The sequence below is a fragment of the Pseudoalteromonas rubra genome (genome assembly GCF_005887095.1).
GTDB classification, from domain to species: Bacteria; Pseudomonadota; Gammaproteobacteria; order Enterobacterales; family Alteromonadaceae; genus Pseudoalteromonas; species Pseudoalteromonas rubra_E.
In genome coordinates, this window is sequence record NZ_PNCI01000021.1 from 1 (window position 1) to 20,125 (window position 20,125).

Below are 20,125 nucleotides of genomic sequence, written 5' to 3' on the forward strand. Positions count from 1 at the left end.
GGTCACACACGCACATAAAAAGGACGACGATTTAAATCGCTGGGTCAGCGCTTTGCGAGAGCGAATTGGTATAAATAAAACCATTGTGGCCACTGCCCACCGGCTGGCCAGGTTGATGTGGATATTACTACAGAAAAATGAGCCGTATCAGCCTCAATATACACAATCGGGGGCGGCACAATGCATCTAGGGTTAGGTTGCCAGTCAAGCCCGGATATATGTCAGAGCTACACATTTATAGCGGACTGGACCAAACATCAGGCACGGCAACACGGGTAACATAACGAACGGGATAACGAAAATTCGCTATCCCGCAGGCCTACTCGGCTTGACATCGCTGGAGCATCCATATATGTCGCTTGTTTTCTATAACGCCTTAATAAACGGCGGAAAATAGCAGGCTAAACTTAGCGAAGAATGAGCGCAAGCCTGCTGTTTTGCGTCCATTGTTTAATTAATTTGTTATATGGCAATTACGCTTTGCACTAACTTTGAAAAATACAAAGGGTTGCTTTGAACAATAAAGTGGCCACCTTTTGCATTGAGCACATTAATATTTACGCATAGCTTACTAAATATGTGTACTGATTTTTTAGACACTAAATAGTCACTTTTTGCTGTTACATAAGTGCAAGGAACATCAACTTCATAAGTTGGTGAAGCCAAATTAGATATTGTTTTTAGCCTTTGCTTCAAAGTCGAGTTATCTACTAGCTTTAACGCTGAAAGAAACAAACTGACAAGTTTCTTATTATTTCTTTGGGCGAAGAAGAGACGACTTAAAACAAAACTTGGAATAAAGCCCCGCCTAATAAAATTTATAGGCAAGCAACCGCTTAACTTAGCTAGTTTCGAGGGTGGTTCCAAAAAGCTAGCAGCAAAAATTATATGTTTAATATTTAAATCAGATATCAAAGATAAATGATAAGCGATGCTCCCTGAATAGGACTCTGCAAGGATAACAATTTTTTCTTTACCTATTAAGGAAGCTATTTCAGCGGCTTGCTCTTTAGGCTCTTCCGAGTGCAATGAATTCAAGCATATGACTTGTGTACTCAAAGACTTAGGGAGTAATTCTATTAGTGGCTTAAACAGCTTTCCTGTTCCATCCATCCCCGGAATAAGTAGAAGTTTAATCAGGCTATCCTCTTGCCATATAACGCTTTAGTATTCATGCGTACGCAGTACGCATAATCGTTTGTTGAACTGGGCCGCTACCTGCACGCCGTATCCGGCTGGTGTGGTTTATGCTATGGGGATTTGCTTTTGATGAGCAGCTTCTGTTTTTAACCGTTTGTGACTTAAACCGTTACAACGTGACTCATTCCCTGCCTGAACAACGTTATTTATGCGTATTATTAGACCTACTTTTTTCCTATTTGGCAAGGTGTTGTGATTTCGACACAGCATGCCTTACTCCCCCTTGCATAATGCAGCGTAACAACATACTCGGACAATAAACAAAAAAGCCCGACTAACCTAGCCGGGCTTTGTAACTCATAAATATCGTTTCGGTCTAATCGCGTGTGATGCGGATCACCGGGCGTTGCTGGCAGGTTTTCCCAAGCAGGCAGCTCAGTGCATCGCGTACGGTATCAACGCTAAAGTCGAGCAGTTTGACCTCGGGTGCTTTGATGCGACCGTTGCTGACGTCATCAAGTAACTGGCGGCCCATAAAGCACAAGTGCTGCTGGGCGCACAGGCTATTGGCCATCCAGGCGCCGGCGACTGAGACCACGCCAATGTTGGGTGCTTTCTCAAACAGCAACTCTTCGGGAATAGTGCCAAAGCCATTAAGACAGGCAATGCGACCGCAAAACCGCAAGTGGCGCAGGTCATCCAAAAAGGAGTCGCCGCCTTGTGTATTTAAAATACAGTCAAAGCCACCCGGGCCCATTTCTCGCTTGATCTGTTCACATACCGACTCCGATTCGCAATCGAACACCCAGTCTGCTCCGAGTTTACTCAGTCTTTTGTGGTGTTCTTTCTGTGCAAAAGCAAACACCTGAGCACCGCGCTGTTTGGCGTATTGCACGGCAAAATGGGCCACGGCGCCTTGTGCGCTGTTGATGGCCAGCGAGTCGCCGTCCTGCACCTGCATTTTATCCAAAGCCAGCAGTGCCGCCATGCCCGCATTGGGCAATGACACCGCCACTTCGCCACTCATGCCATCGGGTACTTCCGATACCGCGTGGCTGGGTACAACCGCGTATTCTTTTAGCATCCCCTGCTCTGCCAGACTGGCATTAAACAATACCCGGCTGCCTTTGGGGGGAAATACCCCTTTAGCAGCTGAGACCACTGTGCCGACGGCATCCAGTCCCAAAATGTGCGGGTATTGCCACTGGCAAAATCCGTCTTTCGCCATCCGTGCGTCCAGGTGATTCAGGGCCACATAATCTATGGCAACCAGTAACTCGTTATCTCCCGGCACTGGCATAGCGTGCTCTGCCATCGCTAAGTCAAACTCAGCGCCACATTGACGCAGCTCCAGTGCTCGCATGGTGGTTTTTTCGACTGACATGGTGGTTTTCTCCACTTTTCGACCCTTTTGAGGTCAGATTGCCCATAACTTTAACTTTCCGATTATGGGCAAAACTTCGCAATTGTTGCTATTAAACCATCTTGGTCTCTGTCAAACAACTCAATATTGTGACAGGTGTTTAAATCCTGTTAACGGCTATTTTCCAATCACAGGCTCGTTTGCGCTGTCTTGCAAACCTTCCTTCGCGCTGTCGTTTAGGGTGAGCAGGCGATAGAACACGGGCGTAAATAGCAAGCCGAATACCGTTACCCCAATCATACCAAAGAACACCGCATTACCCATTGCCTGGCGCATCTCTGCACCTGCACCTGACGCCAGTACCAGAGGGACTACACCAGCAGTGAACGCAATCGAGGTCATGAGGATAGGACGCAGTCGTAAACGACACGCTTCCATGATGGCTTCCAGATGCGTGGCACCGGATTTATGCTTATCGCGGGCAAACTCGACCATCAGAATCGCATTCTTCGAGGCCAGTGCCACCAGTACAATCAGTGCAATCTGAGTGAAGATATTATTGTCGCCGCCCAGCATATACACACCCGCCAGCGCAGAGAATATCGTCATTGGCACTATCAATATAATGGCCAGTGGTAAACGCAGGCTCTCGTATTGGGCTGCCAGCACCATGAAGACCAGAACTACCACCAGAGGGAACACATACACCATAGTATTACCCGCCAGAATTTGCTGATAGGTTACCTCAGTCCATTCATAGCTGATCCCTTCCGGTAAACTCTCAGCCAGTACCGATTCAATCGCTTCTTTGGCCTGATCTGAGCTGTACCCCGGCGCCGGGCTGCCGTTCAGTTCTGCGGTCATATAGCCGTTATAGTGCATCACCCGATCCGGACCTGTGGTGGGTGTCACCGTAACTACGGAGCCCAGCGGCACCATGCTGCCGGCGGCGTTACGCACTTTCAGGTTGTTGATCTGCGACTGCTTAGCACGGAACTCAGCATCGGCCTGCGCTTTTACCTGATAAGTACGGCCAAACAGGTTAAAGTCATTCACATACACAGAGCCCAGGTAAATCTGTAGTGCATTGAACACTTCATCCAGCGGAATGCCCTGCAATAGTGCCTGCTCACGGTCAACGTTAATGTCCATTTGTGGCACCTGAATGCGGAAGCTGGAGTACAGGCCCGTCAGTGCCGGATATTGTTGCGCCTGACCAATGGTATTCTGAAGCGCTGCAAACAAGGCTTCGAACCCTTTGTTTCCTCTGTCCTGAAGCTGTAATTTAAAGCCACCTGTGGTACCCAGACCAAGAATTGGCGGCGGTGGGAACACCGCAACAAAGGCTTCATCAATTTCAGCAAATCGCATGTTCAGCTGCATCGCAATCGCATGGGCAGACAAGCTGGGGTCCTGGCGCTCAGAAAAATCAGCCAGTGGTGTAAACACAATGCCGCTGTTGGTACTGTTGGTAAACCCATTCACCGACAAGCCCGGGAACGCCACGGTGTGTGCAACACCAGGTACTTCCAGTGCAATTGCCTGCATTTGTTTGACCACGGCTTCGGTTCTGTCCAGACTGGCCGCATCCGGCAGTTGCGCTACCGCAACCAGATATTGCTTGTCCTGCTGCGGAATAAAGCCACCGGGCACTGAGTTAAACAGGCCCACGGTTGAACCCACCAGCGCTAAGTACACCACACCGACAACCACACTCATGCGGATCAGTTTTTGTACCAGCTTCTCGTAACCCTGCGCACCTTTGTCGAACATGCGGTTGAAGGGTTTGAATAACCAGGTGCCAAACAGTTTATCGAGCACGCGGGTCAGGCCGTCTTTCGGCGCATCATGCGACTTTAACAGCAAGGCAGAAAGCGCAGGCGATAAGGTCAGCGAGTTAAAGGCCGAGATCAAGGTTGAAATGGTGATCGTCAGGGCAAATTGCTTGTAAAACTGGCCCGACAGTCCGGTAATAAAGGCCGTTGGAATAAACACCGCACACAATACAAAGGCAATGGCAATAATCGGCCCGGTTACTTCAGTCATGGCAATTTTAGTTGCCTCAAACGGGCTGTAGCCGTCGGCAATATTACGTTCTACGTTTTCGACCACCACAATGGCGTCGTCCACCACAATACCGATAGCCAGTACCAGACCAAACAAAGACAGAGTATTAATCGACACGCCCAGCATCTGCATGATGGCAAAAGTACCGATCAACGACACCGGTACGGCAATTAAAGGAATGATAGACGCGCGCCAAGTTTGCAGAAACACCACCACAACCACAACTACCAGCAAAATGGCTTCCAGTAACGTCTGGATAACGGCATCAATTGAGCCACGTACGAATACGGTAGGGTCATAAGCAATTTCATAGGTCATGCCCGCCGGAAAGTCTTTTGCCAGACGCGCCATTGTCGCACGTACGTTGTCAGACAAAGCAATAGCATTGGAGCCCGGGCGCTGGAATACCGGCATTGCCAGCGCAGGCTGGTTGTCCAGCATAGCACGCAGCGCATAGTTTTCCTGACCCAGTTCAACACGCGCAATGTCCTGCAAGCGTGTGATCTGGCCCTGCTCGCCCACTTTGATGATCACCTGCTCAAATTCATTAATCTGAGTTAAGCGCCCTTTTACATTCAACAATACCTGAAACTGGTTCTCATCCGGAGAAGGCTGAGCGCCCAAAGAGCCCGCGGCAACCTGCTGGTTTTGTGCACGTAACGCATTGATCACATCACCCGCAGTGAGGTTACGCGCTGCCAGTGCATCGGGATTTAGCCACACACGCATAGAGTATTTAGCACCACCAAATAGTTGCAGGTCGCCCACTTCCGGCAAGCGCTTCAGCTCATCTTTAATATAGATGTCGGCATAGTTGGCCATATAAGAGGTATCCTGCTGACCATCCGGAGACACCAAATGCACCACCAACGCCAGGTTAGGCGACGATTTTTGCGCTGTCACACCCAGGCGTTGCACTTCCTGAGGAAGGCGTGGCAAGGCATTGTTCACCCGGTTTTGCACCTGAACCTGGGCCTGATCCAAGTCTGTTCCCAAAGCAAAGGTCACAGTCAGGGTAAGACGGCCATCGCTGGTTGCCTGAGACGAATGGTACAGCATGTTTTCCAGGCCATTGAGCTCCTGCTCAAGCGGCGTCGCGACGGTCTGACCGATTACTTTGGGGTTCGCACCTGGGTAACTGGCGTTAACCACTACTGTAGGCGGCACCACTTCCGGGTATTCACTGACCGGCAACTGAAACAGCGAGATGGCGCCAGTGATCACAAACACCAGCGAGAGCATGGCCGCAAAAATCGGCCTGCTGATAAAAAAGTGAGAAAAGTTCATAATGGCCTCTTAGTTTGCAGCGCTAAGCTGAGTGTCGCGCTGTGCAATCACAAGACGGGTATCATCCAGGTTCAGCGTTACCATGTTTGGGGTGATAGGCATGCCCGGACCAACGCGTGCAGGACCATTGGCAGCAACTTTATCGCCCGCTTCCAGTCCTGATTTAATCGCACGGAATGCTCCGTAGCGCTCACCCAGCTCTACCAGGCGGTATTGCAGCGTGTTATTGGCATCTACCGTGAGTACAAAGCGGTTTTTCAGATCCGTTCCAATGGCACGCTCAGGCACCAAAGGCATGGTTGCAGCATCAGCCGAGCCCAAAGAGATGCGCGCAAAGGCACCTGGTTTCAGACCGTGTTGCTGCGCATCAAATACTGCACGTACCCCTAAAGTGCCCGTATTGGGGTTAATTTCGTTATCGATAAAATCAACCACGCCAGGCACCGATGCCCCACCATTGATACGCTGTAATTGCACGGTTACCGCATCAGTAGCATCAACACCGGCAAACTTGTCACTCCAGGTGCGCTCGTCCACATCAAAGTAAGCATAGATCTGCTGATCTGACACTATGGTTGCCAGCGTGGTTTCACCGGCGCTCACATAATTACCTTTGGTCACGATAGCACGCGAAATCACGCCACTGATGGGCGCTTCAACCTGACTAAATTCTAAATCAAGGCGCGCTTTTTTCAGCTGTGCGGCGATAGCATCACGATTGGCCTGTGCCTGGCGCAATGTCGCCGCACGCTGCTCGGCAAGCTCGGTTGACATGGCTTTTTCAGCCACCAGCTGTTTGGCACGGCGTGCTTCGCTTTTAGCCTGCATCAGCGCAGCCTCAGCACTAACCAGCTGTGCGTTCAGAGTTTCAACCTGCACTTCAAACGGGCGCGGGTCGAGTCTGAACAACGTCTGGCCCTTTTCAATTCTTTCACCTTCTTTGAATGTCATCTGCTCTACCTGACCAGATACGCGAGGCTTAAGCACGACCCGCTCCGGCGCTTGCAAACGCGTGGTAAAGGTATGCCACGACTGCACCGGGGCCATTTTGACCTGTGCCACATCAATGGTCAGCGGTGGCGGCTGTTGCTGCCCTTCCTGTGCATTTGGCTGGCTACAACCGCTGAGCACCAAAGCAAGTGCGACCGCACTGAGTGTATAGCTAATTTTATTCATGACATTCTCCGACAGTATGAGTTGCTATGATAGTACGAAGAATTACCGTGAAGAAAAATGGTAGTTTTTTAAAAACATTAGTGCCAGAATGGCACCAATAAACTTTTCTTTGTGTTGAAAGGACAGATTATGGATACCACCAGCCGGTTGATTATGTTGCTCGAAGTTGTTGAGCAGGGGTCGTTTTCTAAGGCAGCTGAACTAAGAAATATAGACCGTTCAGTGATCTCCAAACAGATAGGCAAGCTCGAAGAAGAACTGGGCGTTCGGTTACTGAATCGCACAACCCGATCATTTTCCCTGACCGCAGCCGGCGCTGAAATGGTAAAAAAGGCCGCAGACTTGCGCTTACTATTACAGGATACGGTGCAACTGGCAGAAAACTATCACCAGGAGCCCAGGGGCTTATTGCGCATTACCGCATCGAGCTATATCGGCCAACATTACCTGATGCCTGTCATCAACGATTTCCAGAAACGCTTTCCTCAGGTCAGTGTTGAGATACGTATGGATGACCGGGTAGTGGATATGATCTCAGAAGGATACGATCTGGCCTTTCGGGTTGGTGAACCCCGCGACTCCTCCCTGGTGGCCAGAAAAATTGCCCGTAATAAAATGCTGATCCTGGCAACCCAACGCTTTATCGACACCTATGGCGAGCCAAAGACCATGGCCGACCTGGCAGACTTGCCCGCAGCTTCTTACAGCAGCTCGCACCTGCGCTTTGAAGCTATCAGCTATATCGACGAAGATGGCAAGCCGCAGGAGCAACCCATTACGCCAGTGTTTCGCTCCAATGATGCAGAGGCCCTGATGAGCAAAGTACTATCGCACACCGCGTTTTTTACTGCACCGGCCTTCTTCTTTGCTGACGGAGTAGATACCGACCAGCTGGTCCCCCTGCTGACGCACGTCAACCTGCCCGATTACAGCGCGGTGTATGCCGTTTACCCGCACCGGGATTTGCCGGTCAGAACCCGATTATTTTTGGACGCGGCACGACATTATATCGGCGAGCATAAGCCGCGCTGGGAACTGAACATTCCCGGAATAGAGCAACTTTATCAGCCCAAAGCAAAATAACAGCTCCGGATGGGCGCTTTTCTACTCATACAAAATTGTCAATAATGACAGTGGTAAAACACCGGTTAAAAACACCAGCTTTGCGCTCCAGCGCTGGAGTGCAAAGCATCTTGTGCAATTGTCCACTCCTGTCGTACTCTACTCTTATCAATAATGCCATTTCACAAAGAGTCATGAACCACTTCCCTAGCCACAAAAATACCTATTAAGTATCAAGCGCTTAATGAAATTAATCGACCGTACTTTAAAATGTTAACGGGAGAATGAAAGTCTTTTTTTAGCCATATATCTGGCACAGAGATGCCATTAATTCTTAGCCTCTTTGTCTTTTTTGGTTTCTATAGTACTGCCCCTGAAACAATTACAGAGTCAGGACTATGAAATTAAAATTACTAACACTCGCAATGTTTTGCGGCACAACCGCATTAATCACTGGTTGCTCGGATAACGATAACAAAGTTGACATCAAGCCGCCGGTTAAAGAACAGCTGGCAGATGAAGACAAACAACCGACCGATGACAAGCCTAAGGATGATGACAAAGATCCTGAGGAGCCAAAAGAGCCTACGATAGCCGAAGGCACCTTACTGGAACTGCGCATCATGGAAACAACGGATCTACATGCGAACCTGATGAACTTTAACTACTTCTCAAACAAAGAAGACAACAAGGTCGGCCTGGTCAAAACCGCCACCTTGATCCGTCAGGCACGTGAGGCAGCTACAAACTCGGTTCTGGTTGATAATGGTGACCTGATCCAGGGAAGCCCGCTTGGCGACTATATGGCAAAAATTAAAGGCCTTAAAGACGGTGATGTACATCCGATTTATGGTGCGATGAATACACTGGACTACGATGTCGCCAACATCGGTAACCATGAATTTAACTTTGGTCTGGAATTCTTGGACGAAGCCATAGACGATGCCAAATTCCCGTATATCTCAGCCAATGTGTTTAAAGATGATGGTGACGATGATCCAAGCAACGATGTACCACTGTTCACCCCTTACATCATTAAAGACAAGCAGGTAATTGATAAAAATGGCGATGTGCAAACCCTGAAAATTGGTTACATCGGTTTTGTGCCGCCACAAATTATGCAGTGGGACAAAGCCAATCTGGAAGGCCAGGTCATAGCCAAAGACATTGTTGATATGGCCAAACACTATGTACCTAAAATGAAAGAAGAAGGTGCAGACATCATAGTGGCTATTCCGCACTCTGGACTGGAAACGGCAGAGAAAAAACCCTTGGCAGAAAATGCCAGCTACTACCTATCCAAAGTCGACGGCATTGATGCCATCATGTTTGGCCATGCCCATGCGAACTTCCCAGGTCCACGCTATGCAGGCCTTGAAGAACATGGTGTCGACAATGAGAGAGGCACTATTAATGGCATCGCGGCCGTGATGCCTGGTTTTTGGGGTAATAACCTGGGTATCATCGACATGACCTTAGAATACGGTGCAGATGGGTGGCAGGTAAAAGACACTCAGTCGACGCTGGAACCTATTTCTGTCACCAACCCAGATCGCACTGTCACGTCTTTAGCCATTAACGATGCACAGGTCGAAAACGCGGCAATGGCCGCACACGATGAAACCAAAACCTGGGTTAATGAGCCGTTTGCCAAAATCTCTGACGAGGTAAACAGCTACTTTGCACTGGTTAACGACGATCCGTCTATCCAGATAGTCACCGACGCGCAACTTTGGTACACACAGGCCATTGTAAAAGGGACTGAACTAGATGACCTCCCGGTCCTTTCAGCGGGTGCCCCTTTCAGAGCTGGCCGGGGTGGAGCCGATGACTTCACAGCGGTTGATAAAGGTGACATCGCTTATCGCAATGTGGCAGACTTGTATATTTATCCTAACGTGCTGAAAGTGCTTAAACTAAATGGTGCTGAAGTCAAACAATGGCTGGAAATGTCAGCGGGTCAGTTCAACCAGATAACGCCCAACACAGATGCGGTTCAGGTGCTGGTAAATTCAGATTTCCCATCTTACAACTTTGATGTCCTTGATGGTGTGACCTACCAGATAGATGTCACAGAGCCTGCAAGATACGACACTAAGGGTAACAAGGTGTCTGACGGTAATCGTATTAAATCGCTTACCTATCAGGGCGAACCGGTAACCGATGAGCAGGTATTCCTGGTGGCAACCAATAACTATCGCGCTTCCGGTGGTGGTAACTTCCCGGGGATCTCTGGTGAAAAAATCGCAGTAGACTCACCAAACGAAAACCGTCAGGTGGTCGCTGATTATATTTCATTGCAGTCAAACAAAACTCCAGAAACCGGCATGGACCCAAGCGCAGATGGTAACTGGTCATTTGCCCCGGTGGCGGGAGCTAACGTTGTGTTTTACAGCTCACCGTCGGATAAGGCAACAGCATTTAGTGCGCGCTTTGCCCATATCACTCCTTTGAATCAAACCACAGAAGATGGTTTTGCAATCTATCAAATCGACCTGACTCAGCCTGCAAACTGAGTGTCAGAGCGATAAACAAATTAAAAGCCACGCACTTGCGTGGCATTTATATCGCGCCGTAATCACAGGCAGTATGCGGCAACTTCATATCAACCACCTGAATTCAGTGCACGACATTAAGGCCAAAGGATTGTGTGCTTGCCAGGGAAACTTGGCAACTTGGTGAGTTAAATACAATTGTTTAGCGACGTTCGCGACAATTTGACTCTCTGAGTGAGCGCACTTACAAGGCATAGATGGAAGGTCAGGTTGATATTCACAACGGGAATTGATGATGAAACTATCTAAACTCACAGTCTTAGGCCTTGGTGTAGCGTTTGCACTCTCAGCAACTGCTTTGCAGGCTGCCACACCGTATAACTGGAACAACACCGCACCGGTTAAAGTACCGAGTGCACAACAAAGCAATGGCAAAACAGTACTATTCGACGTCTCGCACGGCGGTGTTGAAGGTAATGCCGACTGGGTTATTGACGGCGCTTTTTCTGACTTCGCCGATGCCCTGGTCGCTGAAGGTTATCGTGTCGAAGAATATCGCGGCGTCGACTTAAACAATGATGGTAAAATTCGCTTTTATGACGATCGCAACATCTCAACTCAGGCCAACGAAGCCATCATTACTTATGATGCCATCAAACATGCCGATGTTTTTGTGCTTGCGGAAACTAACCGTCCCTTTACCCTTGCAGAGCAACAGGCACTGGAAACCTTTATTGCAACGGGTAAAGGCATTTTCTTTATCGCCGACCATTATGACGCAGACCGTAACCTCAACACCTGGGATGCTACCGAAGTCTTCAATGGCTACAACCGCTCAGATCTGAGCAAATATAATCTGGGCGGCGCCTACGGTGACTGGCGCAACCCAAAAAGTGCTCAGCAAGGCTGGCTGGTAGAAAACTTTGGTATTCGTTTTCGCTTTAACGGTGTTGACTATAAGCAAGGTGTCAGTGGTGTAGAGCCGGCGAGTCAGACAGAAGGCCTGACCCAGGGTGTGGCGCCAATTTTAATGGCTGCTGGCGCGACTCTGGCCATCGTTGATGGTCAAAAAGCCAAAGGCCTGGTTTACTTTGCTGAAACAGACAATCCAACTAAATGGAAATATGCCAAAGACTCTGGCCTGTATTTTGGCGGCGAGGCCGAAGGCCCTTACGTTGCCATCGCTAAGTCTGGTGCCGGTAAAGCGGCATTCATTGGTGATTCCTCACCCATCGAAGATGCAACCCCTAAATATCGTCGACAGGACAACGGGAACACCAAAAAAACTTACCCGGGCTGGACAGATCCAGGTCACGCCTCTGTCTTATCAGTTAATATCATCAACTGGCTGGCTACACCTGAAAGCTACACCCATTTCGATGGTGCCAATGGTCGTACACCGGGTCGCGTTACGCCCATCCCCATGACCTCTGAGGAAATGTTTGACCCTAACAATGGTCAGCCCTGGAGTAATCCAAGTAACGGCTTTAACCCCTGGAATACAGATACCTATAAAGACAACTCCTTCAATGCGCCCTACGGTCAGGGTCAGGTAGACCCAGATCCTGATCCGGATCCAACGCCTGGTACTGCGGTGTCTGTTGCTGACGCATTGGCAGCGACAACCGGTACTGAGTTGGTCGTTCAGGGTAAAGTAACGGATGCCGTCAATGGTATCTATGGCCTGCTACTGACAGACTTAAATAATCCGGCTGTCAGCATCAACGTCAAATTAGAGTCTAATCAACGCGCTGACTTCAACCCGCAATTGAACCCTGAAATTCTGGGTAAAACCCTGTTAGTGACCGGCAAGCGCAACAGCTACATGGGTGAACCAGGGATCCGCTACGTTACAGATTTGGTTATCGCACCGAGCGCGCTATCCGTTTCTCAGGCGTTGGCCACCGCTCAGGGTGAAATCATTACTTTAACCGGTAAGGTCAAAGCACCGCTGAACAGCATCTATGCTTTGGTTCTGTCTGACTTATCTGACGACAGCACCACCATCAACATCAAGCTTGAATCCAGCCAGCGCGCCGAGTTCAGCCCGCAACTGAACCCAAGCATACTGGATGAGACTTTGGTGATCACCGGTAAGCGCGACTCGTACATGAGTCAGCCTGGTATCCGTAATGTCTCTGAAATTGCCAAGGCGTCGTCAACTTCACCAGACCCGGATCCGAACCTGGATATGACGGTCAGCGAAGTACTGGCAAAAAGTAATGGCACACCGGTTGTGGTAGCTGGCACCATTACCTCAGCCATCAACAACATTTATGCGCTGGAGCTGAGCGATCCAAATGCGCCGGGCCACAAGCTGTACATCAAGCTGGAATCATCACAGCGTTCGACATACAGCCCTCAGCTTAACCCTGCTTTATTGGGTAAAAAGCTGCGCGTGACTGGTGTTAAAAATGACTATATGAGCCAGCCTGGTGTGCGTAACGTCACCGAACTGACTCTGTTGGATTAACAACGTATTTGGATAGCATGGGGCAACCCCATGCTATCTTTTTTACTCGTAATAACGAATATGCAAAGATGGCCCGTCGGGGTCATGTATATGCCCCATCACCATATCTAAGTCACCATCTCCGTCCATATCCGCGAATGTTGATTGGGCACTGTGTATCGCTCTCCAGAAATCCGGGTACTCATCGGCCTTCACTAAAGGGATTAAATCACCCAGAGGCTGGTAATGCTCATCCAGGAGCAGCAAGCCACGAACTTTGTGACTTGAGCCTTGCCCTTCCTCACTACCAGCCAATACTATATCTACATGACCATCACCATTGGCATCACCCACAGGAATAATTCTCACCAGCCGAAATGGCTTACCACCATTCACAGTTATGGGGTGCGTTGTGAAAGAAGCAAAGGAGGTATAATTCCCCTGTGCAATATGAAATGTGAGCGCCTTTGAATCTACGTAGGGTCCAACCATATCCGGCAGATTATCGTTATTCATATACCCGGCAATAATGGGGGCACCACCAAATGGCGAAAACAAATGATTGATACTGAGCACATCGCCATTATTGCCTATTTTTAGCGCCATATACAGATTCTCTGCTTGGGAGCGGCCCATGGAACGGCGCAAATCGCCGTCGGTGTCGACGGCCAGAGTCAGGAAGTCCAGCGTACCGTTCTGATCTATATCGCCAATGGGGTAAGGCGATACGCCAAATGTCGCATTTGACGTAAGCACAACAGGCAAGTTACCTGCGGCGTTGGAGTACTCTATGCTCCGTAATACGGTATAGGAAAGCTGCTCGTTTTCGAGCTTTCTGTCAAGTAGCAAAACCCGAAAGCGTCCGGACGGATTCATGGTTGTACCATTTTCTGCCATGACCACATCCGTGGTGCCATTACCATCAAAGTCGCCGACCCGATTCAGATAGCGTGCATCGAACCCGGCCGCAAAACCGCTATCTTTGAGCATGAGTTCATCTACCGACTGGACCCGGCTCACAGCACCTGATGCATCCAGATAGAGTATAAAAAAGTGCCCCTGAGTGTGATTGTCAGACTTGTGCTTACCCGTCACAAGCAGCTCAGGTATACCATTTTGGTCCAGATCATCCAGTGTCGCAATGGCCAGGCCATAGTTACTCTCCATGGTCAGGGCTTCGACACCCAGGTCCCTTGAACGAATAATTGTATCGCGCGCAAGCGTTGTGCCCAGTGGCAAAACAGGCACTATGTCGGCCTTAGTATATTGGCTATTGAATTTTGGTTCTGTGGGCGGTGGTGTTTGCGCTCCCTGAACACGAACCTGGTCCAGCGATACCCATTGACCATCGGCAGTATGATTAGACACCGATAACCCGACAACGCCCGTATGTGAACCCAGGCTATAACAAGCCTGCGTATTTACAGAGCCTACCTGAGAAAACTGTACCGGATGTTTGCTACTTTCACTGTAATGAACCGAAGCAACAACCTGGGTCGAGCGGTAGCGGGCAGAGTGCTGTACATAGCACAGCTCCAGGCTCACTGGAGCAGACTGCGCAAAAGCAGTCAGGTCTAAATAGGCTTCTCCTTTATTTAGAGTTCCATCGAGAGTGGCTTTACCAACCATGTAAGCGCCACCGCTACCATACTGCCCTTGTGTGCTGTTTCTCCAGTAGCCACTGTATTGCCACCGGGTATCATTCTCTTCAATCACCTCCAGAGTTGGTGATGCCTGAACCAAACCACTGAGAAAAGCGAAAACCATAATTTGAAATACCAAAGAACATCGCATTTATTAATTCCTTCTATAAGTGCATTGAGTCTTGCGTGTTTTGAAATGAAGCTAGGTTTAGGTGTTGTGTTGACGTGAAACGGACAACCGGGCAAGTCTAGGCGGCAATCCTATCTGGTGCAAACGACATCGGGTGATGTCATTAAAAAATCATCTATTGGCAGTTCAGCATCCCTGCGTCACTGCGAACAGACAGGTATCAATCATCTTGTGCTAACGACTCGATATCCTCAATCAGGTCATCCAGCTCCGCAACCAGCCGTTTTTTCTGTTTTTCGCTGAGGCTTTGATACACGTCCAGCAAATATTGATGGTTGGCTTTGCGATTGTGCTCGTTGGCCAGGTTGAGTTCCTCTGAACGGAACGCCTCTGGCTTCATTAGTAGGGAGGTCAACTGTGTTTTGAATATCTCGCCGCGCTCTGGCTGAGCAAACAGAGTTCTGAGCTTTTGCTGATAGCGACTGCGATACTCTGACCACAGGTCATTGGTACTCACCAGCTGCTCATACAATTGTTCAATACGTTGTTCCTGTGATACAGAAAGCTTACCAATCCAGCGTTTGAGGTTTTTCTTACGTTCTTTGAGCCAACGCTTATGCTTTTTCTGCTCAGAGCGCTTCGCTCTTTTCTCTGCGCGTTCAGCTTGTGCTTGTGCAAGCTCGTCAAATAGTTCACTGACCTGTGCTTGTGTCAGCATCGGTGCCAGTTCTACCAGATCAGGCACCACCCTGCCTCGCAAACGATACCAGTGATCCAGCATCTGTGTCTGGTGATACGCAATCCGTTCCAGTGTGATCTGGTCGTTTTGAATGTCTTGCTTGAGTGTTGTTAGCTGCGCAGCATAGCGAGTCAGCTCCTTGGCTTTGTGCCAGTCTAGCCAGGCGAGTAAACGTTCATCAAATTGCGCTTCTTGCTCATCGCTTAACGACACATAATCGTCCAGATACCAGTAACTGAGCCAGTCCGCATTTTTGTAGATAAATTTTGTTGAGCAGCCAGTCATTGTGAGCAACGCCAGCACCATCAAAAGCTTTCTCATTGTCGTATCCATAGTCCATATTGTTAGTCTCTTTAGTTAATACGGAATTTGTCAAAATGTGGACTAAAAAAGTGTCTGTAAATATTTCTTACGTTACAAACTGTGCCCGAAACTTAAATCTTAGAATAAGCCGATTTTCGCTTAAACTGCGCTCTGCTCCATACTGCGCCTTACCTGCATACTGATCCCATACCACAAGTTACAAGAGGAATAGTTATGAGCCACTGGAATGACGAACATGCAATCAGCTACGACGAGCAATGGGGGGAGCTGGCGTTTCACCAGCAAATTCCACAACTTGCCAAAGTGCAACCCGGTTACAACATCGTAGAGATTGGCTGTGGTGGCGGTTTTTTAAGCCTGTGCCTGGCGCAGTCTGCAGCCAACGTGCGCGTCACGGCACTTGATCCAACACCTAAAATGATCGCTTTAGCAAAAGCGCGCCAGAAAAAAGCCGGGCTGTCACTTGCTCAGTTGCAATTTTTTGAGGCCGGAGCTGAAGCTCTGGATGTCTCCGATAATACGCAAGACTTAGTCATCGCCGCATTTTCTGTCCACCATTGGCAAAACCCGGGTTACGCAATGGAACTGGTTTTCTCTGCACTCAAGTCAGGTGGTCGACTATGGTTATGTGAAGATCTCAATGCACCAGCGGAGGGAGATATGGAAGTACATTCACAACTAAAGGCGCTCGATGGTATAAAAGCCTTGCTCAAAGACAGTGGCTTTTCTCAACTTTCGCACGCAATACATAGCAGTCATGAAGGGGAATTTTTGGTTGTTGAGGCACTAAAATGTTAAGGCAGCAGGTGCCCGATGTTTTATCCGGGCACCACCATTTATTACGCCAACATCAAAGAAAATACACTCAACCACATAAGTTGAGTCCAGTAGGATAAACGCTGGTACAAACCTGCCCCTTGCCTAACTTTATATGCGTTAACCAACTTGATAGTGAAAAATATCGATGCTAATACCACTGAAACAGAGAATACACGAAACCAGGGCGTGATCAGCTCAGAGTCGGGGCTGATTGTGATAATAACGGGCGCAATCAGCAAAGTTAGCATCACGACTGAGCCAGCCGTTGAGTGAATCTTACAGTTTCGGCTCGGTGCCAGCGTATAGGGGTCTTTGTCCATCGGGAAATAGCCAGCAAACCAGGTACCAATACCGTGAAACATAATCAATACACCCGTAATATAAAACGCGATACTCGCATCCGGCAGCTGAGTCACATGCCAGCCAAAAACCACAAACATCACACTCAATGGGTAATTATTAATCCAGGGTGACAACTTTTGTGTCGGGCTTCCCGATGCACCCAGTTCGCTGCAGAACTGATTAAAGTGATCGTAGTCAGGGTAAAATCGACCCGCAATGTAAACACCGAATGTAATCCAGACGGTCGCAACCAGGCCTAATAATGCTGCAAAGAATTCAAACATTCGCTTCCTCCTTGGTCCAGGTAAAGCTGTAAATGACAGATATGCGCTTTTTATTATTCTGCACTTATTCAATATTGATTTGTTTATTAAGTGCTAATTAAACGTACCTAAAAACGAATAAATTTGCAAAAAAACTGACTCCATCAGCCACGTTTTTTCTTCATCACACAACAATGAGATAGTCACACCGATTACAACCGAGAAAAATAGCCATATATATCTGACACTTAAAAACCAACCTGACACCTCAACGCTATGAGCAAAATTGGTAAGTGGACAAAAACCGAACTGGTAACGTATTATTAAATTTGTTCACATTTAACGATGTAAAATGACAAACAAGTCGTTATCTGTGGAAGGAGCAAAATTATGTATGAAGGAAACTAAAATGAAAAAGCTTATAACCTTGGCTGCTGTTGCAGCCTGTCTGGTTACACTCAGTACAACAACTCATGCCCGCGGCAGCAACCCGGGAGATTTCCGCTACTATCACTTCCAGTGCCTGGACAGTAATCAGGTTCAACTGTGGTTCAAAATTTCGCAGACTTACAACCCGACACTGGGTGCAACCTGTGAAAACGATGGCGGCAGACTCAAAGTTACCAAAGTGTTCTGGTAGACAAGCACATCTCGAACTAACCAATAAGTAGTGATAAGCATGGCCACTCAAGTGGCCATTTTCGGCATTTGGAGATACGTTGGTGACAAATAACCCTTATTTATTCTTGCAATCACGAAAAAGTATCAATAAACTGTGCCCGTTCGAAAGACAAACGAACATTTATCACCCAATTTATATCAATCAACCGCAGAGGAGAAAAATATGACTAATACATCACGTTCCTTTGCAGGTCTTGTCCGCTAATTAGCTGAAAGCGATTTAACTTCCTTTAGCTTTCTGACAAAGCTATTACCCGGTCTCGCCACTATGAACAGGCGAGTAAATAGATCTGCCAATTCGTTTTACACTAAAAAATTATAGTGCTCTTTTAAGAGCAAGGAATTGGTATTATGGGCAGATCCGTCCAACAAATTACACCCAACGTCAGCCTGATCGCGTCTGAAGAGACCTGGATTGAAGGTTTGGCAATTCAACAACTTAAAAAAACATCAGAGTTAGCTGGTATGCAGCAGGTTGCCGGTATGCCAGACTTACACCCGGGCAGAGGCTACCCGATTGGCGCGGCATTTTTTACCACAGATCAGATTTACCCTGCTCTGGTCGGCAACGATATCGGTTGTGGTATGTCGCTGTGGCAAACAGCAATGAAAACATCAAAAGTGCATCTGGACAAGCTGGTCAAAAAATTTGCCCATGTTGAGTCCCCACTTGATGAAAGCTGGCACGACTATGTTGCAGAGCGAAAACAAGCAAAGCAAATAGAAAACAATCAGTTTGATCATGTCCTGGGCACGATTGGCGGAGGTAATCACTTCGCTGAATTTCAGTCCATTGACAAGATCTACGACCAGACAACCATCAATCAATTAGGGCTGGACAAGCGCAGCTTGCAACTACTGGTGCATTCAGGCTCTCGGGGGCTTGGACAATCAATTTTGGTCGATCATGTGTCCAAGTTCAATCACGCAGGGCTGGCTCACTCAGATAGCGCATTTGGAGCGTATCTGACCAAACATGATGAAGCACTGCGCTGGGCAGAGCTGAACCGAGAACTGATCGCACTGCGGTTTCTCGAGGCAATTCGTACCAAAGGCACGTGCGTACTTGATATAAACCACAATCTGATGTCACCCAAAACACTGGCTGGTGTTGAAGGCTGGCTACATCGTAAAGGGGCAACCCCAAGTGATAAAGGGTGCGTCATGATCCCAGGTTCGCGCGGTGATTACAGTTACCTGGTAAAACCCAAAAACACCACTGAGCCACACCTCAACTTATATTCACTGGCACATGGCGCCGGCAGAAAGTGGAAACGGGGCGAGTGTCAGGGGCGCCTGAGTCATAAATATAAGCGCGATGATTTATATCGCACCGAACTGGGTAGCCGTGTGATCTGTGGCAACAAAGAGCTGCTTTATGATGAAGCGCCACAAGCGTACAAAAAGTGTGAAACCGTGATTGCTGACATGGAGGACGCAGGTCTCATTGACCTTGTTGCCCGTTTTAAACCGGTACTGACCTTTAAAACCAATGGAGACTGTAGCGGATGATTTTATTGCAACTTTCTTCAGGTCAGGGCCCGGCTGAATGCTGCCGGGCTGTGGCCCTGGCTGTGAGCCATATCACGCGACAGTGTCACAAAGCAGGTGTCGGACTGACCGTGATCGAAACGCTCTCCTCCGACAACCAGGAAGGATACAAGTCCGTATTGCTCAGGTTAAGTTCTGCAGATGGTGATGCCATAGCTACACAACTCGCACACCAATGGCAAGGTTCAATGCTGTGGGTATGTCAGAGCCCTTACCGGCCAAGGCATAAACGCAAAAACTGGTTTTTTAGCGGCACGGTTACAAAACTAGATGAACATTCAATGAGTCAAGAAATCACCTTTCAGCGCTGTCGGGCTTCGGGTGCAGGTGGCCAGCATGTAAACACCACAGACTCTGCTGTCAGGGCGACACATACCGAGACAGGGATCAGCGTCAGAGCACAAAGTGAACGCAGCCAGCACGCCAATAAACGGATCGCCATCGCCCTCATACATAACAAACTGGAGGCAATGAAATCCCAGCAACGACATGATCAGGCCAAAATACGCTGGCAACAACATCATACACTTGAAAGAGGTGCGCCAAAGCGCACCTTCACAGGTGAACAGTTTAAGGAAAAGCGATGACCAA

The 20,125-nt window shown here is 48.5% G+C and carries 14 protein-coding genes and 1 pseudogene; 8 read left to right on the forward strand and 7 right to left on the reverse strand.

Annotation, left to right across the window (positions count from 1 at the left end):
- Positions 1-190: pseudogene (locus CWB99_RS24405) on the forward strand (IS110 family transposase); the annotation flags it as partial.
- A gap of 272 nt (positions 191-462) precedes the next feature.
- Here the strand turns inward: CWB99_RS24405 and CWB99_RS10460 are convergent.
- The 4 genes from CWB99_RS10460 to CWB99_RS10475 all read right to left on the reverse strand — a co-directional run bounded on the left by CWB99_RS10460 (position 463) and on the right by CWB99_RS10475 (position 7,033).
- On the reverse strand, positions 463-1,038 hold the full coding sequence (locus CWB99_RS10460; RefSeq protein ID WP_138553379.1) for a hypothetical protein: 576 nt from the start codon (positions 1,036-1,038) through the stop codon (positions 463-465).
- A gap of 478 nt (positions 1,039-1,516) precedes the next feature.
- A complete protein-coding gene (locus CWB99_RS10465; RefSeq protein WP_046006417.1) occupies positions 1,517-2,524 on the reverse strand; it encodes a zinc-binding dehydrogenase in 1,008 nt (335 codons plus the stop codon).
- A 156-nt stretch (positions 2,525-2,680) separates the two neighbouring features.
- A complete protein-coding gene (locus CWB99_RS10470; RefSeq protein WP_138553377.1) occupies positions 2,681-5,857 on the reverse strand; it encodes an efflux RND transporter permease subunit in 3,177 nt (1,058 codons plus the stop codon).
- A 9-nt stretch (positions 5,858-5,866) separates the two neighbouring features.
- Positions 5,867-7,033 carry an efflux RND transporter periplasmic adaptor subunit gene (locus CWB99_RS10475; RefSeq protein ID WP_138553375.1) on the reverse strand — a complete coding sequence of 389 codons (1,167 nt, stop codon included), beginning with the start codon at positions 7,031-7,033 and terminating at the stop codon, positions 5,867-5,869.
- Positions 7,034-7,162: 129 nt separating this feature from the next.
- Between CWB99_RS10475 and CWB99_RS10480 the strand changes: the two genes are divergently transcribed.
- The 3 genes from CWB99_RS10480 to CWB99_RS10490 all read left to right on the forward strand — a co-directional run bounded on the left by CWB99_RS10480 (position 7,163) and on the right by CWB99_RS10490 (position 13,063).
- Positions 7,163-8,116, forward strand: coding sequence for a LysR family transcriptional regulator (locus CWB99_RS10480; protein WP_054016786.1), 954 nt, complete (start codon positions 7,163-7,165; stop codon positions 8,114-8,116).
- A gap of 377 nt (positions 8,117-8,493) precedes the next feature.
- Positions 8,494-10,611, forward strand: coding sequence for a bifunctional 2',3'-cyclic-nucleotide 2'-phosphodiesterase/3'-nucleotidase (locus tag CWB99_RS10485; RefSeq protein ID WP_138553374.1), 2,118 nt, complete (start codon positions 8,494-8,496; stop codon positions 10,609-10,611).
- A 274-nt stretch (positions 10,612-10,885) separates the two neighbouring features.
- The gene (locus CWB99_RS10490; RefSeq protein WP_212748512.1) at positions 10,886-13,063 is read left to right on the forward strand and encodes a DUF6359 domain-containing protein; all 2,178 of its coding nucleotides are present in this window, start codon (positions 10,886-10,888) and stop codon (positions 13,061-13,063) included.
- Positions 13,064-13,105: 42 nt separating this feature from the next.
- Here CWB99_RS10490 and CWB99_RS10495 read toward each other — a convergent pair whose 3' ends face one another.
- The gene (locus CWB99_RS10495; RefSeq protein ID WP_138553371.1) at positions 13,106-14,836 is read right to left on the reverse strand and encodes a hypothetical protein; all 1,731 of its coding nucleotides are present in this window, start codon (positions 14,834-14,836) and stop codon (positions 13,106-13,108) included.
- Between the two features lie 199 nt (positions 14,837-15,035).
- Positions 15,036-15,875 carry a DUF6279 family lipoprotein gene (locus tag CWB99_RS10500; RefSeq protein ID WP_138553369.1) on the reverse strand — a complete coding sequence of 280 codons (840 nt, stop codon included), beginning with the start codon at positions 15,873-15,875 and terminating at the stop codon, positions 15,036-15,038.
- Between the two features lie 216 nt (positions 15,876-16,091).
- Between CWB99_RS10500 and CWB99_RS10505 the strand changes: the two genes are divergently transcribed.
- Positions 16,092-16,676 carry a class I SAM-dependent methyltransferase gene (locus CWB99_RS10505; RefSeq protein WP_138553368.1) on the forward strand — a complete coding sequence of 195 codons (585 nt, stop codon included), beginning with the start codon at positions 16,092-16,094 and terminating at the stop codon, positions 16,674-16,676.
- A 41-nt stretch (positions 16,677-16,717) separates the two neighbouring features.
- Here the strand turns inward: CWB99_RS10505 and CWB99_RS10510 are convergent, their stop codons facing one another.
- Positions 16,718-17,323, reverse strand: a complete 606-nt coding sequence (locus CWB99_RS10510) for a DUF998 domain-containing protein (protein ID WP_138553367.1) — start codon at positions 17,321-17,323, stop codon at positions 16,718-16,720.
- Between the two features lie 388 nt (positions 17,324-17,711).
- Between CWB99_RS10510 and CWB99_RS10515 the strand changes: the two genes are divergently transcribed.
- The 3 genes from CWB99_RS10515 (at position 17,712) to prfH (ending at position 20,121) form a co-directional block, all read left to right on the forward strand.
- Positions 17,712-17,942, forward strand: coding sequence for a hypothetical protein (locus CWB99_RS10515; RefSeq protein ID WP_138553366.1), 231 nt, complete (start codon positions 17,712-17,714; stop codon positions 17,940-17,942).
- A 392-nt stretch (positions 17,943-18,334) separates the two neighbouring features.
- Entirely contained in the window at positions 18,335-19,495 is a 1,161-nt protein-coding gene (locus tag CWB99_RS10520; protein WP_138553364.1) for an RNA ligase RtcB family protein, read from the forward strand.
- Positions 19,492-20,121, forward strand: a complete 630-nt coding sequence (gene prfH, locus CWB99_RS10525) for a peptide chain release factor H (protein ID WP_138553363.1) — start codon at positions 19,492-19,494, stop codon at positions 20,119-20,121. Before CWB99_RS10520 ends, prfH begins: the two co-directional genes overlap by 4 nt.
- Positions 20,122-20,125: the final 4 nt, after the last annotated feature.